The sequence below is a fragment of the Streptomyces tuirus genome, from assembly GCF_014701095.1.
Taxonomy (GTDB): domain Bacteria; phylum Actinomycetota; class Actinomycetes; order Streptomycetales; family Streptomycetaceae; genus Streptomyces; species Streptomyces tuirus.
This window is the reverse complement of record NZ_AP023439.1, coordinates 6,490,331-6,500,859: the sequence shown is the minus strand read 5'-3', so window position 1 is coordinate 6,500,859 and position 10,529 is coordinate 6,490,331. Positions and strand designations below refer to the sequence as shown.

General features: G+C 72.8%; 10 protein-coding genes. 6 read left to right on the top strand and 4 right to left on the bottom strand.

Translation table 11 applies throughout. The annotated features are described in order from the left end of the window. The 3 genes from gnd to IGS69_RS29530 all read left to right on the top strand — a co-directional run bounded on the left by gnd (position 1) and on the right by IGS69_RS29530 (position 1,759). Positions 1–885: a phosphogluconate dehydrogenase (NAD(+)-dependent, decarboxylating) gene (gene gnd, locus IGS69_RS29540; protein ID WP_190903514.1), complete on the top strand. Its 885-nt coding sequence runs from the start codon at positions 1–3 to the stop codon at positions 883–885. 3 nt (positions 886–888) lie between these two features. Continuing rightward, the gene (locus IGS69_RS29535; RefSeq protein ID WP_190903513.1) at positions 889–1,476 is read left to right on the top strand and encodes a histidine phosphatase family protein; all 588 of its coding nucleotides are present in this window, start codon (positions 889–891) and stop codon (positions 1,474–1,476) included. Between the two features lie 73 nt (positions 1,477–1,549). After that, a complete protein-coding gene (locus tag IGS69_RS29530; protein WP_190903512.1) occupies positions 1,550–1,759 on the top strand; it encodes a hypothetical protein in 210 nt (69 codons plus the stop codon). Here the strand turns inward: IGS69_RS29530 and IGS69_RS29525 are convergent. Beyond that, positions 1,746–3,542 (bottom strand): bifunctional sugar phosphate isomerase/epimerase/4-hydroxyphenylpyruvate dioxygenase family protein, encoded by a 1,797-nt coding sequence (locus IGS69_RS29525; RefSeq protein ID WP_190903511.1) that lies wholly within the window; start codon positions 3,540–3,542, stop codon positions 1,746–1,748. The genes IGS69_RS29530 and IGS69_RS29525 overlap by 14 nt on opposite strands. A 14-nt stretch (positions 3,543–3,556) precedes the next feature. After that, positions 3,557–4,432 carry a shikimate dehydrogenase gene (locus IGS69_RS29520; RefSeq protein WP_190903510.1) on the bottom strand — a complete coding sequence of 292 codons (876 nt, stop codon included), beginning with the start codon at positions 4,430–4,432 and terminating at the stop codon, positions 3,557–3,559. 142 nt (positions 4,433–4,574) lie between these two features. Between IGS69_RS29520 and IGS69_RS29515 the strand changes: the two genes are divergently transcribed. From IGS69_RS29515 to IGS69_RS29505, 3 genes are all read left to right on the top strand, one after another. After that, positions 4,575–5,240 carry a TetR/AcrR family transcriptional regulator gene (locus IGS69_RS29515; protein ID WP_190903509.1) on the top strand — a complete coding sequence of 222 codons (666 nt, stop codon included), beginning with the start codon at positions 4,575–4,577 and terminating at the stop codon, positions 5,238–5,240. A gap of 165 nt (positions 5,241–5,405) precedes the next feature. Beyond that, on the top strand, positions 5,406–6,773 hold the full coding sequence (locus IGS69_RS29510) for an MFS transporter (RefSeq protein WP_190903508.1): 1,368 nt from the start codon (positions 5,406–5,408) through the stop codon (positions 6,771–6,773). 306 nt (positions 6,774–7,079) lie between these two features. Continuing rightward, positions 7,080–8,312 (top strand): serine hydrolase domain-containing protein, encoded by a 1,233-nt coding sequence (locus IGS69_RS29505; protein WP_190903507.1) that lies wholly within the window; start codon positions 7,080–7,082, stop codon positions 8,310–8,312. Between the two features lie 6 nt (positions 8,313–8,318). Here the strand turns inward: IGS69_RS29505 and IGS69_RS29500 are convergent, their stop codons facing one another. Continuing rightward, on the bottom strand, positions 8,319–9,476 hold the full coding sequence (locus tag IGS69_RS29500) for a saccharopine dehydrogenase family protein (protein WP_190903506.1): 1,158 nt from the start codon (positions 9,474–9,476) through the stop codon (positions 8,319–8,321). Further along, positions 9,473–10,528 carry a saccharopine dehydrogenase gene (locus tag IGS69_RS29495; RefSeq protein WP_190903505.1) on the bottom strand — a complete coding sequence of 352 codons (1,056 nt, stop codon included), beginning with the start codon at positions 10,526–10,528 and terminating at the stop codon, positions 9,473–9,475. Before IGS69_RS29495 ends, IGS69_RS29500 begins: the two co-directional genes overlap by 4 nt. Position 10,529 lies beyond the last annotated feature (1 nt).

The following is a 10,529-nucleotide window of genomic DNA, read 5'->3' as shown; positions in this document are numbered from 1 at the left end:
ATGCAGATCGGTCTTGTGGGTCTCGGCAAGATGGGCGGCAACATGCGCGAGCGCCTGCGCAACGCCGGCCACACCGTCATCGGCTACGACACCGACCCCGAGAAGTCCGACGCCGACAGCCTGGCCGACCTCGTCAACCAGCTGGAAGCGCCCCGCACGGTCTGGGTCATGGTCCCGGCCGGCGACCCCACCCAGCACGTCATCGACCGCCTGGCGGACCTCCTCAAGCCGTACGACACCGTGGTCGACGGCGGAAACTCGCGCTGGACGGACGACGAGAAGCACGCCGAGGAGCTGCGCAAGCGCGGCATCGGCTTCGTCGACGCGGGCGTCTCCGGCGGCGTGTGGGGCCTGAAGAACGGCTACGCCCTGATGGTGGGCGGCGAGAAGGAGACCGTCGACCGGCTCCAGCCGATCTTCGAGGCCCTCAAGCCGGAGGGCCCGTACGGCTACGTCCACGCGGGCAAGGTCGGCGCCGGGCACTTCGCGAAGATGGTCCACAACGGCATCGAGTACGCGATGATGCAGGCCTACGCCGAGGGCTGGGAGCTGCTGGAGGCCGTGGACTCGGTGAACAACGTCCGCGAGGTGTTCCGCTCCTGGCAGCAGGGCACCGTCATCCGGTCCTGGCTGCTCGACCTGGCGGTGGACGCCCTGGACGAGGACGAGCACCTGGAGTTGCTGAGGGGCTACGCCCAGGACTCCGGTGAGGGACGCTGGACGGTGGAGGCCGCGCTCGACAACTCCGTGCCGCTGCCCGCGATCACCGCCTCGCTCTTCTCCCGGTTCGCCTCCCGGCAGGACGACTCGCCGCAGATGAAGATGATCGCGGCGCTGCGCAACCAGTTCGGCGGCCACGCCGTCGAGTCCGCGAAGAAGGCGTAGGACGTGGGTGATCTGCTGCTGGTCCGCCACGGCGAGACGGAGTGGAGCCGGAGCGGACAGCACACCAGCTTCACCGACCTGCCCCTCACCCCGCACGGTGAGGAGCAGGCCACGTCGCTCGCCCCGCTCCTCGCGGGCCGCTCCTTCGCCCTGGTCCTCACCAGCCCGCTCGGCCGCGCGGTGCGCACCGCCGAACTCGCGGGCCTGAGGGGGGCCGTGCAAGACGCGGACCTGCACGAGTGGCACTACGGCGCCTACGAGGGCGTCACCACCGAGGAGATTCACCGCACCCGCCCCGACTGGGACCTGTGGACCGACGGAGCGCCGCCCGGCCCCGACGGCGAGCCCGGCGAGTCCCCCGAGGAGGTCGGCGAACGCGCCGACCGGGTGCTGGCCAGGGCGGAGAAGTCGCTGCCCGAGGGCGATGTGGTGCTGGTGGCGCACGGCCACTTCCTGCGCGTCCTGACGGCCCGCCGGCTGGGACTGCCCCCGGCGCGGGGGCAGTCGTTCCGGCTGGAGACCGGCACGGTCAGCCGGCTGTCGACCGAGCACGGCCGGCCCGTGATCGCGGAGTGGAACTGCCGGGCGTAACGAGCCCGGCCGGAGGTGAGGTGCCGGCCTCCGGCCGGGCGCGTCAGAGTCCCCGCTGAGGGAGACCGACGACATGACACCCGCCGAGGAGCGGGTGCGGGGCGCCTTCCCGCGCGGGCGGGACGTGGACCTCCGGAACCCGGCCGACGAGACCCCGGCACGGGACGCGGCCTGGGGCGCCGACCGACGGCTACCAGTGGCTCTCCTCCGCCCCGGTGCTCACGGGCTGGATCCTCGCCACCACCGTCACACCGGCATCACCCGGACCGTCAGCCGCCAGTGAGCGCCCGTGCCGTGTGCTGCGCGGCCAGCCGCACCGGGGCGTTGGCGGCGCCGTAGCCCCGGTGGCCGCCGTCGCGCTGGACCAGTTCGAAGAAGACCCGTCCGACGGTGCGGGTGTAGCAGTGGCGGAAGACGCCGTGGTCGTCACGGTCGTAGAGGATGCCGAGGTCGCGGTAGGTCTCCAGCTCGCCGTCGGCGAACTCGAAGCGGGCGGCGAGGTCGTCGAAGTAGTTCGCGGGCACCGGCAGCAGACTGCCGCCCGCCTCCCGGAACCGGCGGGCCGCGGCGACGACGTCGTCGGTGGCCAGGGCGATGTGCTGGGCGTGGACGGTGTCGTCGGTGGGTGCGGCGCCGACGGTGAGGGCGATCCGGACGCTGCCGTCGGGGTTGGTGACGGCACGGCTGCGCATCAGGCCGTAGGGGTCGGCGACGTCCACGCTCTCCTGGGCGTGCAGGCCGAGCACGCCCCGGTGAAAGAGGGCCGCCTCGTCGAAGTGGTGCCAGGGCTGGGTGAGGGCGAGGTGGTCGATGCCCCGGAAGCCGGCCTGTGCCGGAGGCAGGCCCGTGGTCTCGAAGTCGGCCCGCCAGTCGGGCAGTTCCGGGCGGCCGGTGGCGCAGAAGAACAGCTCCGTGCCATCGGGGGCGGCGACCGCTTCCAGCGGGGCGTCCTGCGGTGCGCGGCGGCGGGGCAGGACGGGCGCGAGCAGGGCCTCGGCCCGCCGGGCGGCTCCGGCCGGGTCCGGTGACTCCAGCCCGATCGCGGCGAGCCGGGTGCCGTCGCGGCGGACGGCGGTGCCGGTGTTGACCAGGACCCGGGCCTCGCCCTGCTCCCACAGGTCGACAGGCTTGCCGCGATGGCGGGCGGTCCGGGTGAAGCCCAGGGAGCCGAGCAGCGCGGCGAGGGGTTCGGCGTCGGGTGTGACCAGCTCGGCGAAGGCGACGCCGGTGGGGACGACGGGGTCGGGCAGGGGCGCCCGGCCCACCGTCTCCTGCAGGACCAGCAGGGAGCGCCGGGCGTCGACGGCGGTCGGACCGGCGTCGGCCTGCCGGAAGACATCGTTGAAGACCTCCAGGGAGAGCGGGCCGTCGTAGCCGGTGGCCAGGACGTGCCGCACCAGACCCGCCACGTCGAAGCCGCCCTGGCCGGGGAAGCAGCGGTGGTGGCGGCTCCACTGCAGGACGTCCATGGCCGGCAGCGGGGCGTCGGCGAGCTGGAGGAAGAAGATCTTCTCGCCGGGGATGTCCGCGATGCCCTTGGGATCCGAGCCGCGCGAGAGGATGTGGAAGCTGTCCAGGCAGGTGCCGAGCGCGGGGTGACCGGCCCTCTCCACGATGCGCCAGGCGTGGTCGTACGTACTGACGTGCCGCCCCCAGGCGAGCGCCTCGTAGGCGACCCGGATGCCGGACTCCGCCGCCAGATCGGCGAGCCGGCTCAGCTGCTCCGCGGCGAGGGCGTCGTCGTCCACCGCCTGCGGGGAGACGCTGGAGCAGACGAGGACCGTGCCGGCGCCGAGCCGGCGCATCAGCTCGAACTTGTGCCGGGCCCGCCGCAGGTTCCGGGTGAACTCCGCCTCGGGGACGGCCTCGATGTCGCGCATCGGCTGGTAGAGGTCGATGCCCAGCCCGAGGTCGGCGCAGCGGGCGCGGATGTCCTCGGGGGTGAGGGGGCAGGCCAGCAGGTCGTTCTCGAAGATCTCCACCCCGTCGAAGCCGGCCCGGGCGGCGGCGTCGAGTTTCCCGGTGAGGGAGCCGCTGAGGGAGACGGTGGCGATGGACGTACGCACGTCGGTACCTCTTTCTAGTTCGCAGCTCCGACGGCCCCGGCCAGTTCGGTCAGGTCCGCCAGCATCCGCGCGGCGTCGGGTTCCCGGCCGGTGAACAGGCGGAACGCGTCGGCGGCCTGGAACGCGGCCATGCCGCCGCCGTCGAGGGTGGCGCAGCCCAGGGCGCGGGCGGTGCGCAGCAGTTCGGTCTCCAGCGGGCGGTAGACCACCTCGGCCACCCACAGGCCCGAGTGGAGCAGTTCGGCGGGCAGGGGCAGGCCGGGGTGGGCGGCCATGCCGGTGGGGGTGGCGTGCACGATGCCGTCGGCCCGGGCGAGCAGCTCGGCCTGCCGGTCCGGGGCGGAGGCGGCCGCCCGGCCCTCTCCGAAGCTGCGGTTCAGGGCCCCGGCCAGGGTCTCGGCCCTTTCGGGCAGGGCGTCGACTACGGTGACCCGCCCGGCGCCGAGGGTGAGCGTGGCGTGGGCGACGGCCGCCCCCGCGCCTCCGGCGCCCAGCTGCACGACCCGCTCCAGCGGGGCGTCGGGCAGCCCGCGCGCGAAGGACGCGGCGAAGCCGGTGACGTCCGTGTTGTGGCCGACGGCCCGCCCGTCCTCGAAGACGACGGTGTTGACCGCGCCCAGCGCCTCGGCCTGCGGGGCAAGCGCGTCCAGGTGCTCGATGACGAGCTGCTTGCAGGGGTGCGTGATGTTGAGCCCGTCGAAGCCCAGGTCGCGGGCGGCCCGCAGCAGGTCCCCGACCGCCTCGGGCGGCACCCCGAGCGCGTCGATGTCGATCAGCCGGTACACCAGGCGCAGGCCCTGCCGGTCGGCCTCACGCTCGTGCAGCGCCGGGCTGAGTGACGGGCCGATGCCGGAACCGATCAGTCCGACGAGATACGACTCCTTGGGCACGCGCGCCTCCCGAGCGGCTCACTAATGTACGAACTAGTACGTTAGCTATATCAGCCGAGAACGAGCTGGGGAAGACCCCACGGCCGGACGGGCCCCTGCTTCTAGAATCACCGGCACCGGACCCTCCGCCCGAAGGAACCTGATGACCAGCGTCGAAGAACCGGCACGATCCGGCGAGCGCATCCGTGACGCCGCCCGCACCCGGGCCGAGATCCTCGACGTCGCCACCCAGGAGTTCGCCCGGGCCGGCTACGACGGCGCCCGGGTCGACGAGATCGCCGCCCGCACCCGCACCACCAAGCGGATGATCTACTACTACTTCGGCGGCAAGGAGCAGCTGTTCACGGCCGTGCTGGAGCGCGCGTACGGCGTGATCCGGGAGGCCGAGCAGGAGCTCGACGTCGACCACCTGGACCCGGTGGCGGCGATCCGGCGGCTGGCCGAGCTGACCTTCGACCACCACGAGCAGCACCCGGACTTCATCCGCCTGGTCAGCATCGAGAACATCCACGAGGCCCACCACATCGCCGGCTCCGAGAAGCTCGGCAAGATCGGCTCCCCCGCCCTGGACGTGATCCGCCGGATCCTGGCGTCGGGCCAGGAGTCCGGCCTGTTCACGGCCGACGTCGACGCCGTCGACCTGCACGCGATGATCTCCTCCTTCTGCTTCTTCCGGGTCTCCAACCGGCACACCTTCGGCGCGCTGTTCGGCCGCGACCTGCTCGACGGGGCACAGCGCGCCCACTACCGGGCGATGCTGGGCGACATGGTGATCGCGTATCTGACGGCGGAGCGCTCGGCGGACTGAACAGGCCGCGCACCACCCCTTGACACCGGCGGCACGCGGGCGCAGCATCTCTGGCCATCCCCTACTAACTACCCAGTGGGTTAATTAGCCGCGATCCGGCACGTCCCCCTCTGCTCGTCCATCACCCCGCTCCGCCCTAAGGTGGAGCCCCCCGAAGGAGCCGCCGTGTCCGTCCCCGCCATGCCCTCAGGGTCCGCCGCCCCGCCCGGTCAGCCCAGGAAAGCCGCGACCGCCGCCTGGATCGGCAGCGCCCTGGAGTACTACGACTTCTTCATCTACGGCAGTGCCGCCGCGCTGATCTTCCCCGAGGTGTTCTTCGACGAGTCCGACCCCGCGACCGCGACCCTGCTGTCGCTGGCCACGTTCGGTGTCGCGTACGCCGCCCGACCGGTCGGCGCGCTGGTGCTCGGGCACTTCGGGGACAAGCTCGGCCGCAAGAAGATCATGGTCTTCACCCTGATGCTGATGGGCCTGTCGACGTTCCTCATCGGCTGTCTGCCGACCCGCGACCAGGTCGGCGGTCTCGCCCCGGTCCTGCTGGTGCTGTGCCGGGTGCTGCAGGGCATCTCGGCGGCGGGCGAGCAGGCCAGCGCCAACTCCATGACGCTGGAGCACGCGCCACCGGACCGGCGCGGCTTCTTCACCAGCTTCACCCTCAGCGGCACCCAGGGCGGCCAGCTGCTGGCCACGCTGGTCTTCATCCCGGTCGCCGCGCTGCCCGAGGACCAGTTGCTGTCGTGGGGCTGGCGGCTGCCGTTCTGGCTGAGCGTCGCGGTCGCCGTCGTCGGCTGGGTCATCCGCCGCAAGCTGGACGAGACACCCGCCTTCGCCCAGCAGGCCGCCCAGGAGGGTGTGGTCAAGCTGCCCCTCGTGATCCTGCTCCGCGAGCACTGGGCGGATGTGCTGCGGGTGATCGGGGGCGCGCTGATCGCCTCGGTCAGCACGATCTTCACGGTGTGGGCCCTGGCGTACGCCACGAGCGACGCGGTCGGCATGTCGCGTACGGCCATGCTGTGGGTGGGCGCCCTGGCCAATGTCGTCGCACTCGCCGCGATCCCGCTGTGGGCGACGCTGTCCGACCGGATCGGGCGCCGCCCGGTGTTCCTGATCGGCGCGGCCGGCAGCGCGGTGACGATGTTCCTGTACCTGTGGGCGGTCTCCACCGGCTCCTACCCGCTGACATTCCTGACGGGCATCGTCTGCTTCGGCGTCGTCTACAGCGCCGCGAACGGGGTGTGGCCCGCGTTCTACGGCGAGATGTTCGCGACCCGGGTGCGGCTGTCCGGCGTGGCCATCGGTACGCAGATCGGGTTCGCGGCGGCCGGGTTCGCGGTGACGTTCGCGGCGCAGATCGCGGGGCCCGGGGGTGACGACTGGTCGGCGGTGGCGCTGTTCACGGCAGCGCTGTGCGTGCCGCCGGTGATCGCGGCGGTGTCGGCGCGGGAGACGCACCGGGTTCCGACGGAGGGGTTGGGGGAACGGGGCCGGGCCGGGGCCGGGGCCGCGCGGCAGGAGAAGGTGACGGCGGCCTGACGCCGGCGCGCTTTCCACTGGCTGTTTTTGAGGTCCGGTCGTGAGTGGCCCTCGGGTGCGGGTGCGGGTGCGGGGCAAGTGCGGGTGCGTGGGGGCTGGTCGCGCCCACGCGGCGGAGCCGCACATCGACTCAGCCCCGCGCCCCTGAAGGGCGTTGCCCCGCCGCCCCCGAGAGGCGTTGCCCCGGAAACCCCGCTCACGCGTTCTTGCGCGATCATGAACCGTTCCTGCATCCCGATGGGGTCTGAGGCCCTCCGGGTGGGGTATGCCGGATCTCATCTCTATGAGCGCGACGGGAGACGAGGCATGGCACAGCTGCGACAAGAGGTCGATCCGGGTGAGGCCGGGCTGGATCCGCAGGTGCTGGGCCGCCTGGACCGGCACTTCGCCCGGCTGGTCGACGAAGGGCGTCTGCCGGGCTTCCTGGTCTCCGTCGCCCGGGGCGGGCGCGTCGCCCACCTCACGACGCACGGCCGGCGCGACGTCGCGGCCGAGCTCCCGGTCGAGCCCGACACCCTGTGGCGGGTCTACTCCATGACGAAGCCGGTCACCGCGGTCGCCGCCCTGCTGCTGGTGGAGGAGGGCCGGCTGTCCCTGGACGACCCGGTCGCCGGCCACCTGCCCGCGTTCGCCGACCCCCGGGTCTACGTCGGCGGGTCCGGGGCGGACGTCGAGACCCGCCCGGCCGACGGCCCGATACTCGTCCGGCATCTGCTGACCCACACCTCGGGCCTGACCTTCGGCTTCTACCACGCCCACCCGGTCGACGCCCTGTACCGCGACGCCCGCCTGGAGTCGTCGGTGCCGCCGGGTGCGGACCTGGCCGAGACCGTCGAGGTGTACGCGAGCCTGCCGCTGCAGTTCGAGCCGGGCACCGAGTGGAACTACTCGGTGGCCGCCAACGTCCTCGGCCGGATCATCGAGGTCGTGTCCGGGAAGCCGCTCGACGTGTTCTGCGCCGAGCGGATCTTCGGGCCGCTCGGCATGACGGACGCGGGCTTCCACGTCACGGACGCACAGGCGCCCCGGCTCTGCGAGATGTACGGGGAGAAGGAGGGCGGCGGCGGCATCGAGCCGATCCCGGGGCTCCCGCTGCGCGGCCGGCCGCGGTTCCTGTCGGGCAGCGGCGGCATGGTGTGCACGGCCCATGACTACCACCGCTTCATGGAGATGCTGCGCCGCCGGGGCGAACTCGACGGCGTGCGGCTGCTCGCCCCGCGGACCGTGGACCTGATGACCCGCAACCACCTGCCCGGCGGAGCCGACCTGCGGGCCTTCGGCAGCCGCCCGGCCCACGACGAGCCCGGCAACGACGGTCTCGGCTTCGGCTTCAACTGCTCCGTGGTGATCGATCCGTCCCGCACCCTGGTACCGACCGGGCTCGGCGCCTTCGGCTGGAGCGGGGTGGCCACCACGACGTTCTGGATCGACCCGGGCCGCGACCTGACGGTGCAGTTCATGACGCAGGTGCGGCCCAGAACCTCGCACTCGGTCTTCAAGGACCTCAAGCGGATGGTCCATGAGGCCCTGTCGGACTGACGCCCGCTACCGGTCGACGCGGAGGGTGAACTCCAGTCCGTCCCGGGCGAGTTCACCCAGCCACTGCTCGGACCGGGCGGCCGTCTCGGCGGCGCGGTTCAGGCCCGGGGGCAGGGAGCCGTCCAGGATGTGACGGACTCCGAGAGCGAGGGTCCGCGAGACACAGCGGGCCATCGCGCTCTCCTCCGCGTCACCCACCAGGTCCAGCAGACAGCCGCCCGCCCAGGAGCGCCCGGACTCGGCCCGCACGTCCAGCGACACGGCGAGGACGACCCGGTCGTGGTCGTCGTCCGTGGTCGGGTAGGCGGCGGCCAGTTCCCGGGCCAGGGCGGCGATGCGGTCGTCGTCGCCGCCCCTGAGTTCGGCGAAGACGGCATCCCAGGCGCGCAGCCAGCCCTCCAGCCGCAGGGTGCCGCGCACGAACGTCCGTGGTGTCCAGGCATCCGGCAGCCCGTACTGCGCGACGAACGGGAGGCTGTCGCGGTTGGGGTAGACCTCGAAGGTCTCCCCGTCGACGACATGCCGCCGGGTCGCCTCCCACGGCCGCTCGGCGACGGTCCGCGCACCGTCCTCGATGTAACGGGCCGGGGAGCGCAGGGCGTTGAGGACACCGGTGGGTGCCCAGCTGAAGCGGTAGGTGAAGTCGTTCGGGACGGCAGGAACTCCGCCGCAGTACGACGTGAGGGTGTACGAGGCGGGCGTGGCGTCGCCGATGGCCTCCCGGGCCCGGGCGACCAGGGCGTGGGCGAAGAGGTGATCGATGCCCGGGTCGAGCCCGGCCTCGGTGAGGACGACGAGTCCGGCCTTGCCGGCGGCGGGCACGTGCTCCAGCACCGCGTCCGACACATAGCTGGAGCAGGCGAAGTGCGCCCCCTGCCGTACACAGTCGGTAAGGAGAGGGGCGTGCTCGGGGGCGGGCAGCATCGACACGACGACGTCACCCGGCGCGAGTTCGGCGGCGAGCGCGGGCAGCGTGTACGCCCGGGGCTCGGCCCTCCCGGTGAGGCCCAGCCGGCCGAGGGCGTCGGCGGCCCGGCTCTCGGTGCGGTGCCAGAGCCGGACCCGCTCGGCCGTGTCGCACAGCGCCGCGAGGCCGCTGCCCGTGGACAGGCCGGCGCCGATCCAGTGGACGGTGCCGCTCGCCCCAGCCGGTTCAGTGCTCAAGGGGCTTCCCCCTTGTCGAGGCCGTGAGTGCGGGACGCGTCACGGAACCGTTCCAGGCAGCGCCCCCAGGGTCCGGAGACACCGAAGTCGAGCAGATGGGGCAAGAGGGCGGCCGAGAAGTCGGCGCTGGACTCCAGCGGCAGCAGGGAGGGCAGGTTGTCGATGGCGATGAGGTCGAGCGGGGGTGCGTCGCGCAGCCGCCGTACGGGCTCGTCCCAGGAGGTGGTGTCGTCGTACACCGGGAGGACGTTGAGCGGGGAGCCGACGTCGCAGGTCACGTCGCACAGGGTGCGCAGGCGGCGGTCCGGGGCGTCGAGGTCCTGCTCGCGCAGGAAGGGCGGGACGGGGGTGGTGGCGAGCACCGCGTTCACCATCACGTCGTGCCGCAGCAGGGCCGGCCGGTCCAGGTCCCGCGTCTCGGCCAGGTCCCAGCAGGTGGGGTCGACTCCGGCGGTGGCGAAGGCCGCGCGGGCGCCGCGGCCGCTACGGCCCAGGGCGCCGATGACGAGGCCGGTGAACTCGGCGTCGCCGGGGGCGGGCTTCAGCGTCTCGTCCAGGTCTTCCTTGGTGGTCGGCGTCAGGGGCGCCCGCAGCCGGCCCCGGTGCCGGAGCACGGCGAGGGCGGCGCCCAGATAGCCGGCCCAGAAACCGAAGGCGGCCAGGCGTCGTCCGGTGTCGTCCACCAGGTACTCCAGGTCGAACAGCGCCCCGCCCCCGGCGGCGAACCGGCCCAGCAGCTCCGCCGCTCCCGGCTGGCCCTTGTAGGCGTGGCCGAAGAAGATGTGCCGGTGCGTCAGGGCGGCCGGCTCCTCGGGCAGTTCCTTGAGGCCGAGCACGACGGCGTCCCGGGGCGCCGTCACCCAGGAGCCCGCGGGGGCGACGCGGCAGCCTGCCTCCTCGTACTCCTCGATCGGGAAGACCCGCTGCGGGGACTCCTCGACGGTCAGTTCCACTCCGCTCCCGACGAGCCGCCGGGCGTCGTCGGGAACGATCGGAGTGCGTCGCTCGGTCGTGCGGGCCTCGTGGCGCAGCCACAGATGGAGCTCGGTCATC